General features: G+C 35.6%; 19 protein-coding genes and 1 riboswitch. Of the genes, 11 read left to right on the top strand and 8 right to left on the bottom strand.

Annotated features, from left to right (window positions below; all coding sequences use genetic code 11):
- Positions 1-22 precede the first annotated feature (22 nt).
- Together ACFPVY_RS08085 and ACFPVY_RS08080 are read left to right on the top strand one after the other, a co-directional pair.
- A complete protein-coding gene (locus ACFPVY_RS08085; RefSeq protein WP_379791460.1) occupies positions 23-460 on the top strand; it encodes a DUF6526 family protein in 438 nt (145 codons plus the stop codon).
- Positions 461-548: 88 nt separating this feature from the next.
- Entirely contained in the window at positions 549-1,088 is a 540-nt protein-coding gene (locus ACFPVY_RS08080) for a YceI family protein (RefSeq protein WP_379791459.1), read from the top strand.
- Between the two features lie 59 nt (positions 1,089-1,147).
- Here ACFPVY_RS08080 and ACFPVY_RS08075 read toward each other — a convergent pair whose 3' ends face one another.
- Positions 1,148-1,507 (bottom strand): hypothetical protein, encoded by a 360-nt coding sequence (locus ACFPVY_RS08075; protein WP_379791458.1) that lies wholly within the window; start codon positions 1,505-1,507, stop codon positions 1,148-1,150.
- A 126-nt stretch (positions 1,508-1,633) separates the two neighbouring features.
- Between ACFPVY_RS08075 and ACFPVY_RS08070 the strand changes: the two genes are divergently transcribed.
- Entirely contained in the window at positions 1,634-2,200 is a 567-nt protein-coding gene (locus ACFPVY_RS08070; RefSeq protein WP_379791457.1) for a pseudouridine synthase, read from the top strand.
- Between the two features lie 45 nt (positions 2,201-2,245).
- The gene (locus ACFPVY_RS08065) at positions 2,246-2,695 is read left to right on the top strand and encodes a tRNA (cytidine(34)-2'-O)-methyltransferase (protein ID WP_379791456.1); all 450 of its coding nucleotides are present in this window, start codon (positions 2,246-2,248) and stop codon (positions 2,693-2,695) included.
- Here the strand turns inward: ACFPVY_RS08065 and ACFPVY_RS08060 are convergent.
- From ACFPVY_RS08060 to ACFPVY_RS08045, 4 genes are all read right to left on the bottom strand, one after another.
- A complete protein-coding gene (locus tag ACFPVY_RS08060) occupies positions 2,692-3,201 on the bottom strand; it encodes a hypothetical protein (protein WP_379791455.1) in 510 nt (169 codons plus the stop codon). The two genes, ACFPVY_RS08065 and ACFPVY_RS08060, sit on opposite strands and share 4 nt — an antisense overlap.
- A gap of 46 nt (positions 3,202-3,247) precedes the next feature.
- Positions 3,248-4,036 carry an ABC transporter ATP-binding protein gene (locus ACFPVY_RS08055; protein ID WP_379791454.1) on the bottom strand — a complete coding sequence of 263 codons (789 nt, stop codon included), beginning with the start codon at positions 4,034-4,036 and terminating at the stop codon, positions 3,248-3,250.
- Positions 4,036-5,064, bottom strand: coding sequence for an iron chelate uptake ABC transporter family permease subunit (locus ACFPVY_RS08050; RefSeq protein WP_379791453.1), 1,029 nt, complete (start codon positions 5,062-5,064; stop codon positions 4,036-4,038). The genes ACFPVY_RS08055 and ACFPVY_RS08050 overlap by 1 nt, the downstream gene beginning before the upstream one ends.
- A 77-nt stretch (positions 5,065-5,141) precedes the next feature.
- Entirely contained in the window at positions 5,142-6,284 is a 1,143-nt protein-coding gene (locus ACFPVY_RS08045) for an ABC transporter substrate-binding protein (protein WP_379791452.1), read from the bottom strand.
- Between the two features lie 138 nt (positions 6,285-6,422).
- Positions 6,423-6,679: riboswitch (cobalamin riboswitch) on the top strand.
- A gap of 30 nt (positions 6,680-6,709) precedes the next feature.
- Between ACFPVY_RS08045 and ACFPVY_RS08040 the strand changes: the two genes are divergently transcribed.
- Both ACFPVY_RS08040 and ACFPVY_RS08035 read left to right on the top strand, forming a co-directional pair.
- Entirely contained in the window at positions 6,710-8,533 is a 1,824-nt protein-coding gene (locus ACFPVY_RS08040) for a TonB-dependent receptor plug domain-containing protein (RefSeq protein WP_379791451.1), read from the top strand.
- A 4-nt stretch (positions 8,534-8,537) separates the two neighbouring features.
- Entirely contained in the window at positions 8,538-9,605 is a 1,068-nt protein-coding gene (locus ACFPVY_RS08035; RefSeq protein WP_379791450.1) for a YncE family protein, read from the top strand.
- A 54-nt stretch (positions 9,606-9,659) separates the two neighbouring features.
- Here ACFPVY_RS08035 and ACFPVY_RS08030 read toward each other — a convergent pair whose 3' ends face one another.
- On the bottom strand, positions 9,660-11,129 hold the full coding sequence (locus ACFPVY_RS08030; RefSeq protein ID WP_379791449.1) for a S41 family peptidase: 1,470 nt from the start codon (positions 11,127-11,129) through the stop codon (positions 9,660-9,662).
- Positions 11,130-11,260: 131 nt separating this feature from the next.
- On the opposite strand from ACFPVY_RS08030, the gene ACFPVY_RS08025 reads away from it, so the two are divergent.
- The 5 genes from ACFPVY_RS08025 to ACFPVY_RS08005 are packed head-to-tail and all read left to right on the top strand — an operon-like array spanning position 11,261 to position 13,782.
- Positions 11,261-11,770 carry an RNA polymerase sigma factor gene (locus ACFPVY_RS08025; protein WP_379791448.1) on the top strand — a complete coding sequence of 170 codons (510 nt, stop codon included), beginning with the start codon at positions 11,261-11,263 and terminating at the stop codon, positions 11,768-11,770.
- Entirely contained in the window at positions 11,757-12,197 is a 441-nt protein-coding gene (locus ACFPVY_RS08020; RefSeq protein ID WP_379791447.1) for a hypothetical protein, read from the top strand. The genes ACFPVY_RS08025 and ACFPVY_RS08020 overlap by 14 nt, the downstream gene beginning before the upstream one ends.
- Positions 12,198-12,202: 5 nt before the next feature.
- Positions 12,203-12,682: a DUF4252 domain-containing protein gene (locus ACFPVY_RS08015; protein ID WP_379791446.1), complete on the top strand. Its 480-nt coding sequence runs from the start codon at positions 12,203-12,205 to the stop codon at positions 12,680-12,682.
- Between the two features lie 25 nt (positions 12,683-12,707).
- Complete coding sequence (locus tag ACFPVY_RS08010; RefSeq protein WP_379791445.1) at positions 12,708-13,238, top strand: DUF4252 domain-containing protein; 531 nt, start codon at positions 12,708-12,710, stop codon at positions 13,236-13,238.
- 7 nt (positions 13,239-13,245) lie between these two features.
- Positions 13,246-13,782: a DUF4252 domain-containing protein gene (locus ACFPVY_RS08005; protein WP_379791444.1), complete on the top strand. Its 537-nt coding sequence runs from the start codon at positions 13,246-13,248 to the stop codon at positions 13,780-13,782.
- An 80-nt stretch (positions 13,783-13,862) separates the two neighbouring features.
- Here the strand turns inward: ACFPVY_RS08005 and ACFPVY_RS08000 are convergent, their stop codons facing one another.
- Complete coding sequence (locus ACFPVY_RS08000) at positions 13,863-14,360, bottom strand: sterol desaturase family protein (RefSeq protein WP_379791443.1); 498 nt, start codon at positions 14,358-14,360, stop codon at positions 13,863-13,865.
- Between the two features lie 3 nt (positions 14,361-14,363).
- Entirely contained in the window at positions 14,364-15,203 is an 840-nt protein-coding gene (locus tag ACFPVY_RS07995) for a phytoene/squalene synthase family protein (RefSeq protein ID WP_379791442.1), read from the bottom strand.
- Positions 15,204-15,230: the final 27 nt, after the last annotated feature.

The following is a 15,230-nucleotide window of genomic DNA, read 5'->3' as shown; positions in this document are numbered from 1 at the left end:
GGTAATAAAATTCTTAAACAGTATGAAAAAGCAAAACTTAGAAAATCATATTCGGTTTTATCCACCGCACCATTTTGTGTTTTATCCGATCACGCTAATTTTACTCGGAATAAGTATTTATTTTGCTTCAACTTGCGAAGATCAGCGAGCAATCTGGATATTTATTGCCACATTAATCGCTTTGATTATTTGGGTTGCATTTATGTTACGCCAGCATTATTCGTTGATTTTGCAAAACAGAATCGTGCGATTAGAACTGCGTTACCGTTATTTTACATTGACCAGTCAAAGATTAGAATTGTTAGAAAACAACTTGAATGATTCGCAGATATTTGCGCTTCGTTTTGCGCCTGATGAAGAACTTGTCGATTTGATTCAAAGAACTATTTCAGAAAATTTATCGGGAACTCAAATCAAAAAAAGCATTAAAAACTGGAAAGGCGATTATAACCGCGTTTAAACTTTAACAAACAATTCACGCTGATTGTTAACCATTTGAGATTATGAAAGTGTAACTTTAAGTTGAAGAAAACCAATCAAAAAAAGTTATGAATTTTACTACTCAATGGTCAATTGACCCAGATCACTCCAGTATTGAATTTAAGATTAGGCATTTGCTTATCTCTCAAATTTCTGGCGCTTTCAAGATTTTTAACGGAAAAATGACGACCGACACAGATAATTTTGAGACCGCAGAAATCTCGCTGTCCATCGATGTTTATAGTTTTGATACCAATAATATTGAGCGCGACGAACATATCAAGTCAAAGGATTTTTTAGATGCCGATCAATTTCCGGAAATTAATTTTACTTCTTCAAAATTAGAAAAAATAGAAGGAGACGATTATAAATTGTATGGAAATTTGACGATAAAAGGTGTTTCTAGAGAAGTTATTCTTGACGTAGAATTTGGCGGTCAGGCCAAAGATGGTTTCGGGAAGATGAAAGCTGGTTTTGAGATTTCGGGAAAAATAGACAGAAACGATTTCGGAATTTTGACCAATGATAGAACAGAAACAGGAAACTTAATCGTCGGGGATGAAATAAAAATTCATGCAAATATTGAATTTGACAAAGAGGAAGATTAATTTTAATCTACACATAAAAACAAAAAAAAACAGGCTTCAATCGAGCCTGTTTTTTTTATTTATTCATCATCTAAATCCATATTTCCGCGGTCTTTTTCATTTTCAGGATGACCAGAAGGATATCGATTTGGATCAGAATCTGAGTTTTTATCTCGGTTTTCTGGGTTTTTCTGCGACTTAATTCCTTCGCCAGAAGTTTCTGCTTCAGCGTCATAATCGTCCACGTCGCGGGCGCGCTTAACGGTTTCCTTTTCTCCAGATTCATCTTTTTCAGTTTCTGGCTTCAATTTCCCTTTCGATGGATCATAATCATCCGGAATATTTTTTCCGCTAAATCCTTCGTTCACGTCTTTATTTGCTTCCGTTTGCTGTCCGTTCCACTTTTTGTCGTTTAAATCTTGATCTTTTTCTGATGACATAATTGGTTATTTTTTAGTTGATATTGTTAAGTTACAGCTATAAAAACTTAAATGCTACTGGTTTAACATTGCTTTAAATTGTGTCGTGTTTTAAAAGGATAATAGTAAATTTGCAAAAAACAATTTATGTCGCACCAGCATTTTTTAATTCATAAACCTTATGGCTATCTGAGCCAATTTATTTATGAATTGAAACGCAAGAAAAAACTTTTGGGAGAACTTCACAATTTTCCAGAAGGCACGATGGCCATCGGAAGACTCGACGAAGATTCGGAAGGTTTGTTGCTTTTAACGACCGACGGAATGATGAGCGAAATCGTCAGAGGCAAAAAAGTAAGCAAGGAATATTATGTGCAAGTAGACGGAATTGTTACTGACGAAGCGATTGAAAGTTTAAAAAAAGGTGTGGAAATCGGCTTCGACGGAAAAAAATATATCACAAGAAAATGTGACGCTTTTAAAATTGATAATCCAAATTTCGCAGAACGTTCCAAGAAAATTAGAGACGAACGACACGGCCCAACAAGCTGGCTTTCGGTTACTTTAAATGAAGGGAAGTTTCGGCAAGTGCGCAAAATGACTTCCGCAGTTGGTTTTCCAACTTTAAGATTGGTTCGTGTGAGAATAGGAAACATACATTTAAACGACTTAAAATCGGGAGAAGTTCAGGAAGTTGAAACTTTAGAGATTTAGACAAAAAATAATAAAAATTTTATCCAAAAAATAAAACCAAAATCAATGCTCAATATCGTTTTAGTTGAACCAGAAATACCAAATAACACAGGGAACATCGGCCGTCTTTGTGTGGGAACAGAGAATCGTCTCCACTTAATTCATCCATTCGGATTTCAAATTACTGACAAAAATTTAAAACGTTCTGGTTTGGATTATTGGGTACATTTAGATTGGAAAGAGTACCAAAATGTTGGCGAATGGATGCAACAAATTCCGGATAAATCGCGTGTTTTTCTGTTTAGTTCACATGCCGAAAAATCATATTTGAAAGAGAATTTTCAAAATGGAGATTGGTTGGTTTTTGGAAAAGAATCAGTTGGTTTAAGTAAAGAAGTTTTGGCTCTGTTCGAAAATCATCTCAGCATTCCAATCTCGCCTTTGGTCAGAAGTTATAACTTGGCAAACTCGGTAGCTTTTGCAATTGGTGAAGCAAAAAGACAGATTGAGCTTTAAGATTTGGTGTTTTTTAAATAGCTGTCAAACGAATTTAAGATGATATTCACCGACCTTTCCAGCGTTGGTTTTACTTCTTCAAAACCTTCTTTTAAATTTTCGTTTGATAAAAAATAATCAGAAATTGTGGATTTTAAAAGTACTTTATTGGCATAAATTTCTAAGATTTTAAACGAAGAAGTGTAAGAGTTTCCATTTTTTGAAACCTTTAATTGGTACTTTATTTTGTGAAAAAATGTTTCGCCTTTATTTCTGTACAAAAAAGCGTTGTCGCGAAAAGCATCGATTGTAATTGAATTTTCTGTGACTTCAGTTATGTCAAATTCACCGCGCGAAAATTCTGGAGCCCACATTTGCGTCAACTCAATAAATCGCTCGTCGGTCATAGCGGGAAGCGTTCCGGTAACGGGATTTGGATTAATTCCGTTTGAAGTCACTTCAACATTAATTTGGCCAAAACCTGCAAAAGCAGAAAATATCAAAAATAATTGTAAAATTCGTTTCATCGCAAAGTCGTTTATGTTCATAAAGATAGCGGAAGCGATTTTTATTCTAAAGGTTTTTAAGAATAAATTTGGCTTTTTCTTTGTCAAAATAAATCATTTCGTCTGCAAACAAAGAATTTAAAATGCCATTTTCAATCAAATTCTCCGGAGAATCCATCACCGTTTTTTCGGAATTCATGACAATCATTTCATCGCTTAACTGCAAGGCCAAATCTAAATCGTGCGTTGAAAACAAGATACATTTGTTGGTTTCGGAAGCTAATTTTTTTAATAATTTCAACAGTGATACTTTGTGAACCAAATCTAAATGCGTTGTTGGTTCATCTAAAATTATTAAAGGCGTGTCTTGTGCCAAAGCTCTCGCTACCAGCACTTTTTGTAATTGTCCGTCGCTGATTTCAAAGTGTTTTTTGGTCGCCAAATGACTGACTTGCGTCAAAGAAAGGGCTTCGTTTACTTTTGAAATATCTTCTGGAGTCAATTTCCCAATCCAATCGGTGTAAGGTTGTCTGCCGAGTGCGACTAATTCAAAAACAGTCAAATTGCTCGGCGGAAGATTTTCGGTCAAAACAATGCTCAATTGTTGCGCCAATTCTTTCTGATTATAGCTGTCTATATTTTTTTGGTTCAAAATAACTTCGCCTGAAAGCGGTTTCTGAATACCAGTCAAGGTTCTGAGCAACGTCGATTTCCCGATTCCGTTGGCGCCAATTAACGAGATTAAAGTTTTGGATTTTAGTTCCAAATTAATTTCTGAACCAATTACATTCTTGCCTTTTTTGGAAGAATATCCTGTGCTTAATTTTACTGCCGAAAGTATAATTTTGTTTTTCATCAGACCATAAATTTACGTTTTCTGACTAATAAATACACGACAATCGGAGCTCCGATAATTGACGTAATTGCGTTGATTGGCAACGTGAAATCGCTTCCAGGCATTTGAGCAATCGTATCGCAAATCAGCAAAACAATTGCGCCCAAGAGCAACGTACTCCAAAATAAAATGTAATGACTGCTGGTTTGGAAAATCATTTTTGCAATGTGCGGAACGGCCAAACCAATGAAGGCAATCGGTCCTGCAAAAGCGGTAATGCTTCCGGCTAAGATGCTGGTTGCGATGATGATTAACAATCGTGTTTTATTGAAATTTATTCCTAAACTTTTGGCATAACGTTCCCCCAAAAGCAACGCATTTAAGGGTTTTATACAAATCGCGCTCAAAAATAATCCGATGAAACAAGTGATTCCTAAAATCAAAATGTTGTTCCAGGATTGATTTCCTAGGCTTCCGAGTGACCAAAAAGTGAATTTTTGCAATTCTTCGGCAGAACTAAAATAGGTGAGGACGCCAATTATTGCGTTTGCAAAACTGCCAAACATCAAGCCGACAATCAAAATTGCCATTGTATCCCGAAGCTTTTGCGAAACCACTAAAACGGCCAGTAAAACCAAGGAACTTCCCAAGATGGATGCCAAAACCATTCCATAAGCAGAAAGAAAAAATTCACTCAAAAACGAAGGCATAAATCCTGCGCCAAGAATGACAAAAGCCACGCCCAAACTTGCTCCAGAACTTAGTCCCAAAACATCTGGCCCAGCAAGCGGATTTCTGAATAAAGTTTGCATTAATAATCCGCTGATTGACAATCCCATTCCCACTAAAATTGCAGTAATCGCCTTTGGAAGTCGGTAATTCCAGATGATTATTTCCCAAGAATTTTTAGTCGCCTGACCGCCAGAAAGGGAACTGACAATATCATCCACCGGAATTTTTACCGAACCCAAACTGATGTTCAGCAAGAAACAAACTGCCAGAAAAACCAGCAATCCGATGAAAATAATATTGTTTTTTTTTGTGCTCATTTTTTTCTACCGCAGATTTTATTTTAGATTTTCGAAATAATTATAATTTTTAATAATCTGCGAATCTGCGGTCACTTCTATTTTAATTTTTCAAAAAAGAATAATTCATAATCAGGCAAAATCTCCGGATGCATAATTTTTATCAAATCTTTCAATATCAAATCTGGTCTATTTGGTGCCAACTCATAATATAAAACACCGCCTGTTTTTCCCTTTTTACTGCTGAAAGAATACACATTTCCGTTTTTATAAGCTTTAAAAAACTTGTAATTTGGGTTGGTATCTGTCATTTCTTTCAAAGTTGTAAATTGTGCTGGACCAATCCAAAAATCAGCGTTTTCAGCTCTTTCCAAAACCGTTTCAAATGATAAAGAAAGGCTTCCGGTTTCTGGAGTTGTCGCCCAAAGATACGTTGCATTGGCGTCTTTTATGAACAACGAAGCCCAGCTTTTTCCGCCTGGCAAATACCATTTGTCTTGATAAATCGCGCCGCTGAACACGGTTGGTTTTGAAGTCGTTTTCTCGGCCAAAGCCAAAGCATCATTATATTCTTTTTCAATGGTTTTAAATTCAGCGTCGGCTTTTTCTTCCAAGCCATACAAAGCGCCAAAAAACTTAATCCATTCTGCTTTTCCAAGTGGCGTTTGTTCCGTCCAATCTCCGTTATAAATTATTTTTTGACCGTTTTGTTCTAAGTTGGAATAGGTTTTATTGTTATTGTCGATGCTAAAACCAACGATGACATCGGGTGCTAAATCAATCAAAACTTCTGTGTTTAAGCTTTGATTTGTACCGATTTCCTTGACTTTTTTAGCATCGATTAAAGCTCGCGTTTTTTCGGAAGAAACATAATTGGTATTTGGAAAACCTAAAAGTGTGTTTTCAACGCCCAGCGTTTCCAACGAAGGAATGTGCGTTGTTGAAGTGACTACAATCGACTTTATCGGAACTTGAATTTGGGTATAATTTTTTAAGCTATCTGGCACTGTAACATCCTTTTTGTGCAAGACATACGAAAATCCTTTCTCCGCTTCCGGCCACGGATGTGAAACTTTTACAACTGAATATCCATCATATTTATAGATTTCCAAACCTTTTGCATATTGAATTGAATTTTCAATTTTTTGATTGGAAACCGCTTGATTTCCCTCGTTTTTTTTACAGCTTACGGCAAAGATTAAAAACAGGAAAACCGAATATTTTGAGAGAAATAATTTCATAAAAAGGTATTTGTGGAGTGCGCAAAGATAAAAGTTATGCTTTACAAAGAACAAATGTCAGAATTAATTATTGATAATTTTTTAAATGATTTGGTTGTAATAAATACATTTTCGATAAAAATTCAATCTAATCTGCTATATTTGCACCCGAATTAAGGTTGTGATTTACATTTTTAGAAATCACATTAAAAGGGAATTTGGTTTAAAACCAAAGCTGTTCCCGCAACTGTAAGCTACAAAGCTCGCTGTTATCTACAAAACCACTGTTCTAATTTTAGACTGTAGATTTTAGATTTTAGATTCAATCTAAAATCTAAAATCAAAATTCTAAAATCGAATGGGAAGGTAAACAGCAAGACGCAAGCCAGGAGACCTGCCTTTTTTCTAACAATTATCAAACCTTCGGGAAAAAGGTTTCGGAAATTATGACTTTTAAAAAGCTGTTTTTAGTTTCTATTTTCTTTGCATGCCAATTCGCTTTGGCACAGAATGACAGCATCCGCACTTTGGAGGTTGTCGAAATTTCTGATTTGCAATTAAAAAATTACTCTAATTCTCAGTCGGTTCAAAAACTGAACGATTCCATCATCAACAAAAATCAATCATCGCTGACTTCTTTGCTGAATTACAACACCGTAATTTATTTCAAAGAAAACGGATTTGGGATGGTTTCTTCGCCGTCTTTTAGAGGAACGACGGCACAACAAACTGCAGTGATTTGGAACGGAATCAACATCAATTCGCAGTTAAACGGACAGACGGATTTCAACACTTTGACTACTCGGAATTTTAACAATATCACAGTCAGAGCGGGTGGAGGAAGCTCGATTTATGGAAGCAGCGCCATTGGCGGAAGCATTCACCTAAATAATAATATAAGTTTCAGCAATCATTTTGATAACGAACTTCGTTTGAATTATGGCAGTTTCAACACTTTTGGTGGAAATTATAAAGTAGATGTTTCTGATGGAAAATTTTCGGTTCAAGCGAGCGTTTCCAGAAATTCTTCTGATAATGATTATGAGTTTTTAGACACCAATAAGAAAAACGAAAATGGGCAATTTTATAATACGAGCGTCAATGTTGTTGCAGGTTATAAATTAAATGACTCCAATATTTTCAAGCTTTATAGCCAAGTTTTTGATAGCGAAAGACACTTTTCAGGAACCATAAATGCAGTTTCAAAAAGTAAATATCAAGATTTGAATACTCGAAATATGCTGGAATGGATTGGACTTTACAGCAAATTTACGTCTAAGCTGAAAGTCGCATTTATCAGTGAAAACTATAAGTACTTTGAAAATGCGCAGGCTGATTTTTTCACGCACGGAAAAGCCGAAACTGCCATCGCAAAGTATGATTTGGCGTTTAATCTGAGCGAAAATATTTCTATTAATTCTATTTTTGAATACAATCAAACCAAAGGTTTTGGTTCGGATATTCAAGAAACTACGCGAGAAATTGGCGCAGGAACATTGCTTTTCAAACATTCCGTTTCAGATAAATTTTTATATGAAATATCGGTGAGAAAAGAGCTGACCAATACTTATGAAAGTCCGGTTTTGTTTTCTCTTGGAACAAATTACAAAATAGCTTCATTTTATACGGTTAAATTAAATGCGTCACGAAATTTTAGGATTCCAACGTTTAACGATTTGTACTGGCAAGGAAGCGGGAACGCAGATTTGAATCCAGAAAGTTCGTATCAGGCAGAAATTGGAAATGAATTTAGATATAGAGAATTCACTTTTTCGGCAACTGGATATTACATTAAAATCGACGATATGCTTCGTTGGTCACCAGGAACTGGTGGAATTTGGACACCAAATAATGTTGCAAAAGTGGAAACTTATGGCGCTGAAGGCTATTTAAATTGGAACAAAAATTTTGGCAAAAACACTTTCGATTTTAATGCTTCGTATGCGTACACGATTTCAAAAGACGAGAAATTAGACAAGCAATTGATTTACGTTCCGTATCATAAATTGACGTCTTCGGCTTCGTATTCTTTTGGAAATTTTACCGCTTATTATCAATATTTATTTAACGGAGAAGTGTTTACTTCATCGGATAATGCGTATACTCTTGATGGATATTCGGTTTCAAATGTGGGTGTGAATTATACTTTTTTCAAAACTGCCAACCTTGGTTTTGAAGTTTTAAATCTTTGGAATGAAAATTACCAAAGTACCTTAAATCGTCCGTTGCCAGGGCGAAATTATTCTGTGAATCTAACCTTTAATTTTTAATACAATGAAGTTCAGCAAATTATTTTTAGTTGCTTTAACAGGTGCCGTATTTTTTGTTTCGTGTAATTCTGACGATGACAAAGCACCACAATTGCCTTTAGGCGCTTATGACAATGGGTTTTTGGTTTTAAACCAAGGAAATTTTTTAGCAGGAAATTCTGAAGTTACTTATATTTCAAATGATTTTGCAACACAACAAAACGAAATTTTTTCTACGGTAAATCCAACGACTTTGGGCGATACAGGTCAAGATATTGGTTTTAACGATGAGAAAGCGTTTATCGTTTTAAACGGTTCAAACAGCATTCAAGTGGTAAATCGTTATACTTTTGAAACGCTTGCTACAATTACCACAGGATTGAGCAATCCAAGATATATTGCGTTTGCAAACGGAAAAGGATACGTGACAAACTGGGGCGACGGCGGTGTTGCAACCGATGATTATGTAGCTGTTTTAGACTTAAATTCTTATGCGGTTACAGCAACAATTCCGGTTGTTGAAGGTCCAGAAAGAATCATTGAAGAAGATAATAAACTGTATGTGGCGCACCAAGGCGGTTATGGTTACGGTAATTCTGTCTCTGTGATTTCTGCTTCAACAAACACCGTGACTTCAACGATTGCTGTAGGCGATGTTCCAAATTCTTTGGAAATTGAAAATGGCGTTCTTTACGTTTTATGTGCAGGAAAAGCATCTTGGACAAACGACGAAACACCTGGAGCTTTGCACCAAATTAACTTAAACGGAAACCAAAATACTAGCTACGCTTTTCCAGCAGGACAACATCCTTCAAACTTGGTAATTGAAGACAATAAAATGTATTATACGGTAGATTCTGATATTTTCGTGAAAACGACAAATGCAACTTTACCAACCCAACCATTGTTCAGCACGACTTCTCAAGGTGTTTACGGCGTGTACAGCTTTGCAGTTGAAAACAATAAAATCTTTGTTGGAGACGCGGGAGATTACAGTTCAAACGGAAAAGTTTACATTTATTCATTGACAGGAAGCCTTGAAAAAGAATACACTGTTGGTGTAACTCCGGCTGGATTTTATTTCAACGATTAGTTTTTAGTTTCAATTTTCAATCAGAAAAAAGGCTTCCAATTCGGAAGCCTTTTTTTATTGATTTTCGTAAAACTTGATATTTAAAGATTCAAACGGAATCTCGTTCAGATACATTTCATTCCCAAAAGGTTGCAATGCTTTTCTGTCTTTCAGTCGTGCAAAGGATTTTAACGGAGCTGGCGATTTAATTCTGCCGTTTCCTGTAATTTGACTAATTGCATTGCTCAAATAAGGTTCATTTACATCGCCTAATTGTCCCAAATTTCCTAAATCTTCTTCCAAAGGAGTTCCTGTTGGGTCAATTCCATCTTGATATTCCCCGAAACCATCAGAATTTATGACTTTAAAACAAATGGGTTGCATCGCATATTTATGTCGAGAACTTCTTCCCGATTTTTGAAAAGTAGGCGAATCATATAAGGTAATCGAGCCCACATTTTTCCCGATTGTTTTTTCTCCAATTTTGATAACTTGAATGTGAGGAGCCAATCCGTTTATGACTAATTCGCTTGCAGAAGCCGTGCTTCCGGTGGTCAAGACATAGACTTTCGTTAAATTTAAGCTGTTGATGGCGCCAACTCCAGAAATAGAACTTGTAAATCTATTGATTAAATTCTCCGGATTATTTTGAGAAAAATGCGCTTCTACTTTAGAATTCCATTGCTGTTTTGCAAAAACCTGACCGTCAAATTGGCCGGTAATCATACTTGCCAAATATGTTGCAGTTTGAACCGAACCGCCTCCGTTATATCTCAAATCTAAAACCAAGTCAGTTATTCCTTGTGAACGAAATTGCCCAAAAACAGCATTTAATTGTCCGTCATATTCGTTGTAAAATCCGTTGTACATCAAATAACCAATCTTTTTTGGCGCATAATCATAAACTTGGCTCAATAAAATTGGATTTTCAGACAACTGCGTTTTGGTCAAAGAAACCGATTCGCCGTTTGGCGTAAAGTTTCCGTTGTCATAATTGGCTAGATTTAAAGTGTAAGTCTGACTTCCTAATAAAGTTCGATAATTGTCAACGGTCAAAGCGGTACCATCAACAGCATAAAATATATCGCCACGCTGAATGTTTTTGGTCGAAGCATCAGAATTTGGAATAATATATCGAACCCAGCCCACAACATCATTGGAACCCTCTGATTTTCTGATTAATTGATAATCGACGCCGTTATTTGTGGTTACGCCACTCAAAACTCCTTCCAGCGCAGTATAATCGCTATACATTACACTGAATCTATCGGTTTGTCCTGGTTCAAATCTTAATTCTTGGAACAATGTTTCTGGAGAAGCGTATCCTTGCAGAAAAGTATTCAATTCGGCTTGACCAGAAAAACGGTCGTCTGACAAATTTGGAACATCTTCTTGCCAATAATAGTAAAGATTTAATCCTTTCCAAATAAAATCTCGTACTTGAAGACTCGCAGGAACTTCAATATCGTCAAGGTCATCTTGGCACGAAAAAAATGTGGAAATCCCTATAAATAGTGCGATTGTGATTATAAAAGTCTTTTTCATTCTTGGTGTTCTTATTGGTCAGAATAAATATTAACGTAAATTTATGGCATTTAGTTTCAAAAAAATATTTTTTCTTGTAACAAAAAGTATTGTGCCTCGTCTTTCTAATATAACCGACCAATAACCGTCAAATGAACCAACTTGAGTTTGTCAATCTCATCACTCCTTTTAAGGATAAAGTCTTTAGACTTGCCAAGCGTTTGCTGGTGAGTACGGAGGAAGCGGAAGATGCCACTCAGGAAGTTTTGGTAAAACTTTGGGACAAAAAACAAGGTTTGGATAAATACAATAGTGTGGAAGCTTTTGCGATGACAATGACTAAAAATTATTGTCTGGACCAATTAAAATCAAAACGAGCCAGCAATCTGCAAATCGTCCACAATCATTTTACTGACCGAACGCCTTTGATGCAACAGCAACTTGAAGATTCTGACAGTTTGACTTGGGTCGAAAAAATAATAAATGAACTCCCAGAACAACAACGAATGATTGTTCAATTCAGGGATATCGAACAATATGAATTTGAAGAAATTGCCAAAATGATGGACATGAATGAAACCGCGGTTCGCGTCGCGCTTTCAAGAGCAAGGAAGACAATTAGAGAATTTATGACAAAAACACACAGCTATGGAATTAGATAGAATAGAAAATTTATTAGAAAAATACTTTGAGGGAGAAACAACGATTGCTGAAGAAAAAGAACTAAAAGTTTATTTTTCGTCTAATGATGTTGCGCAGCATCTAGACCAGTATAAAGCAATGTTTGGCTATTTCTCATCGGCAAAAGAGCAAAAGTTTGAGCGAAAGATTCCACTACAAACTACGAAACGAAATGTGGCGTGGTTATCAATTGCAGCTTCGATTGTTGTTTTGCTTGGGATGTTTACTTTTTACAATTATAATATGAACCAGAATCAAGATTTAGGAACGTATGATGATCCTCAAAAAGCTTTTGAGGAAACCCAAAAAGCCTTGAATCTGTTGTCAAAAAATGTGAATGTAGGCGTTCAGAGTATGGAATACGTTAATGAGTACCAAGAATCAAAAGAATTAATATTTAAAAATTAGAAAAAATGACAAAATTTATAGTTACCATGGTTTTAGCTTTAGTTCCAACATTATTTTTTGGACAAGCGGCTTTTGATAAATTTGACGGACAAGAAAACATCACTTCGGTGGTTGTAAACAAGAAAACCTTTGAAATGCTTGGCGGAATTAAAGCTGACATTAAAGATAAAGCTGTGGCGAAATACATGGATTTGGCAAACAACATCGAGAATTTCAAGATGTTTTCCACTTCAAGCATCAAAGCTGCGGCTGACATGAAATCTACTTTTGAAGCATATCGCAAAAAAGAAAATTTAGAGCAATTAATGCGAGTGAATGACAAAGGTAAGAATGTTCAGATTTATGTGAAATCAGGAAACGGCGCTTCAAAAGTGAAAGAACTTTTAATGTTTATTGAAGGTGGCGATGAAAAAGGAGAAGAAACAGTAATGATCTCATTATTAGGAGATATTGATTTGGCGAGTCTTGGTGACTTTACAAAATAAGCAGACAATTTAAAATAAAAAGAAAATGAAAAAGTATTTAGTAACACTCGTCTTGACTTTTATGCCATCGTTGTTTTTTGGGCAAAGTGCTTTTGATAAGTACGACGGCCAAGATGGTGTAACAGCAGTGGTAATTGGCAAAAAAATGTTCGAAATGATGGGGAATGTCAAATCAAATGACAAGGATGCCCAGCAATATATGAACTTGGTCAAAAAACTGGAAAGCCTGAAAGTGTTTGTGACTTCAAGCCCAAAGTTAACCGCTGACATGAAAGCCACATCCACAAAATATTTAAAAACTGCCGCGCTCGAAGAATTGATGCGCGTAAACGACGGAGGAAAAAACATCAAGATTTATGTCAAATCTGGTGCAACTTCCACGAAAGTAAAAGAACTTTTAATGTTCATCGAAGGTGGCGGAAAAGACGAAACGGTTTTGATGTCATTGACAGGAAATTTTGACTTGAATGAGCTTTCGATGTTGACAGAAAAAATGAATCTTCCGGGTGGCGATGCGTTGAAAAAAGGAACAAAAGGCTCAAAAGGTCCAAAATAATTTAGAGATGAAAAAAGTAGCATTACTTGCAATTGGATTGAGCTTGACGCTAATGAGTTGCAATTCAGAACCAACGCTTCAAAAGTATTTCGTGGAAAGCACAGAATCAAAAGATTTTATTGCTGTTGATTTGTCAACCCGAATTTTACAATTGAAAAAAACAGAATTGTCTCCAGAAGAAAATAAAGCGTTAGAAACTTTAGAGAAAATGAATATTCTGGCTTTCAAATCAGATAGCACGAATTTGAAACAATTTGAAACTGAAAGAGCAAAAGTGCAAACAATTCTAAAAGACCCAAAGTATCAAGAATTGATGAAAGTGAGTTCTGGTAAAGAAGGTGGCGCCATTTACTTCGTGGGCGAAGACAATGCCATTGACGAATTTGTTCTTTTTGCAAATAAAAAAGAAGCTGGTTTTGCAGTCGTAAGAGTTTTGGGAGACGATATGAATCCCGCGTCGATTATGACAATGCTATCCATTTTAAAAAAATCAAATATTGATTTAGAACAATTGAAACCGTTGCAAGCAATGGTTCCGCAATAAAATTTAGGTTGGTTTGGTTATGAAAAAAGCGTCTTGATTTCTCGAGACGCTTTTTTGTTTTCTTAATTATTCCAAGTTGATTAAATCTGTGAATCTGCGGTATTTTTTTTAGCAATTGGCTTTTTGCTTTTGAAACTTTCTCTAAAATATTTATAAGGAACAACGAGCATCCCAAAACATTCTCCATCTTCTTTTCCCGTGTGTTTGTGGTGCATCTTGTGCGCACGTCTGACCGCTTTCGCGTAAGGATTATCAGCATTTCTGAACATTTTAAATCTTTGGTGGATGAAAATATCGTGAACCATAAAATAAGCGCATCCGTAAGCAAAAATTCCAAGGCCAATTGCCAAACCAATTTCAAAAATATCATATCGCCAAAGCAGAAAAAAACCAATGCTGATTACGGCATAAATGATGAAAAAAGCGTCGTTTCTTTCAAACCAAGAATCGTGGTCTTTCTTGTGATGGTCGGCGTGAAAATGCCACATAAATCCGTGCATGATGTATTTGTGGCTGAACCAAGCCATAAATTCCATAAAAATAAACGTCAGGAAAAATACCAATATATGAATCCACATAACTTAGATAATATTTAATTTATAACTGAAATAACACTTGGCAAAAAGACCAAACTTTTCATAATCTGGAACCCTGATTCTTGCGTTTTTAATTTCAGCGGAAGGTGTCTTTTTTAATTTAGACAATAATTTTTTATAGTAAACATAAGCCGTGTAAACGCCAAATTTAGCTTCCAGCGGAAGACCCAAAATTCCCTCGTAACCTAAAGCAAAATCAGCTTCGATTTCAGCAATAATTTGCTGTTTTGAAATTTCGTCTAATTGATTCAAATTCGTATTCGGAAAATAAGTGCGACTTAATCCTTCAAAATCGGCTTTCAAATCTCTTAAGAAATTTACTTTCTGAAACGCAGAACCCAGTTTCATCGCGCCATTCTTTAATTCTTCATATTTTGCTTCGTCACCTTTTACAAAAACTTTCAGACACATCAAGCCCACAACATCGGCCGAACCATAAATATATTCTTGGTATTCTTCAGTCGTTTTATATTCTGTTTTAACCAAATCAAGTTTCATACTTTTTAAGAAAGCGTCAATCAATTCTAATGAAATATCGTATTTTCTAACCGTATGCTGAAACGAATTTAAAATGGGATTCAAGCTAATTTTATTTTCTAAAGCGCGATAAAAATCTTGCTCAAAAAGTTCAAACAAATTTTCTTTGTTATAATCGTGAAAACTGTCCACAATTTCGTCAGCAAAACGCACAAATCCATAGATATTATAAATGTCTTGGCGAATGCTCGGCGCTAACATTTTTACAGCCGAGGCGAAAGATGTGCTGTATGACTTCGTCACATTCTGGCTGCATTCAAAAGAAATTGTGTCAAAAATAGCTTTCATTGGTGGTAGTTTGAAATGGCAATATTA

It is taken from the genome of Flavobacterium qiangtangense, from assembly GCF_042658345.1.
In the GTDB taxonomy this organism is placed as follows: Bacteria; Bacteroidota; Bacteroidia; order Flavobacteriales; family Flavobacteriaceae; genus Flavobacterium; species Flavobacterium qiangtangense.
The sequence above is the reverse complement of the archived record's forward strand: the minus strand, read 5'-3'. Positions and strand labels throughout refer to the sequence as shown.

Excerpts from the sequence above, each read along its gene's own strand:
- ACFPVY_RS08000 (WP_379791443.1), bottom strand. The coding sequence starts at position 14,360 with ATGTGGATTCATATATTGGTATTTTTCCTGACGTTTATTTTTATGGAA.
- ACFPVY_RS08015 (WP_379791446.1), top strand. The coding sequence starts at position 12,203 with ATGACAAAATTTATAGTTACCATGGTTTTAGCTTTAGTTCCAACATTA.
- ACFPVY_RS08055 (WP_379791454.1), bottom strand. The coding sequence starts at position 4,036 with ATGAAAAACAAAATTATACTTTCGGCAGTAAAATTAAGCACAGGATAT.
- ACFPVY_RS08010 (WP_379791445.1), top strand. The coding sequence starts at position 12,708 with ATGAAAAAGTATTTAGTAACACTCGTCTTGACTTTTATGCCATCGTTG.
- ACFPVY_RS08085 (WP_379791460.1), top strand. The coding sequence starts at position 23 with ATGAAAAAGCAAAACTTAGAAAATCATATTCGGTTTTATCCACCGCAC.
- ACFPVY_RS08030 (WP_379791449.1), bottom strand. The coding sequence starts at position 11,129 with ATGAAAAAGACTTTTATAATCACAATCGCACTATTTATAGGGATTTCC.
- ACFPVY_RS08070 (WP_379791457.1), top strand. The coding sequence starts at position 1,634 with ATGTCGCACCAGCATTTTTTAATTCATAAACCTTATGGCTATCTGAGC.
- ACFPVY_RS08005 (WP_379791444.1), top strand. The coding sequence starts at position 13,246 with ATGAAAAAAGTAGCATTACTTGCAATTGGATTGAGCTTGACGCTAATG.
- ACFPVY_RS08025 (WP_379791448.1), top strand. The coding sequence starts at position 11,261 with ATGAACCAACTTGAGTTTGTCAATCTCATCACTCCTTTTAAGGATAAA.
- ACFPVY_RS08080 (WP_379791459.1), top strand. The coding sequence starts at position 549 with ATGAATTTTACTACTCAATGGTCAATTGACCCAGATCACTCCAGTATT.
- ACFPVY_RS08065 (WP_379791456.1), top strand. The coding sequence starts at position 2,246 with ATGCTCAATATCGTTTTAGTTGAACCAGAAATACCAAATAACACAGGG.
- ACFPVY_RS08045 (WP_379791452.1), bottom strand. The coding sequence starts at position 6,284 with ATGAAATTATTTCTCTCAAAATATTCGGTTTTCCTGTTTTTAATCTTT.
- ACFPVY_RS08050 (WP_379791453.1), bottom strand. The coding sequence starts at position 5,064 with ATGAGCACAAAAAAAAACAATATTATTTTCATCGGATTGCTGGTTTTT.
- ACFPVY_RS08060 (WP_379791455.1), bottom strand. The coding sequence starts at position 3,201 with ATGAAACGAATTTTACAATTATTTTTGATATTTTCTGCTTTTGCAGGT.
- ACFPVY_RS08035 (WP_379791450.1), top strand. The coding sequence starts at position 8,538 with ATGAAGTTCAGCAAATTATTTTTAGTTGCTTTAACAGGTGCCGTATTT.
- ACFPVY_RS07995 (WP_379791442.1), bottom strand. The coding sequence starts at position 15,203 with ATGAAAGCTATTTTTGACACAATTTCTTTTGAATGCAGCCAGAATGTG.
- ACFPVY_RS08040 (WP_379791451.1), top strand. The coding sequence starts at position 6,710 with ATGACTTTTAAAAAGCTGTTTTTAGTTTCTATTTTCTTTGCATGCCAA.
- ACFPVY_RS08075 (WP_379791458.1), bottom strand. The coding sequence starts at position 1,507 with ATGTCATCAGAAAAAGATCAAGATTTAAACGACAAAAAGTGGAACGGA.
- ACFPVY_RS08020 (WP_379791447.1), top strand. The coding sequence starts at position 11,757 with ATGGAATTAGATAGAATAGAAAATTTATTAGAAAAATACTTTGAGGGA.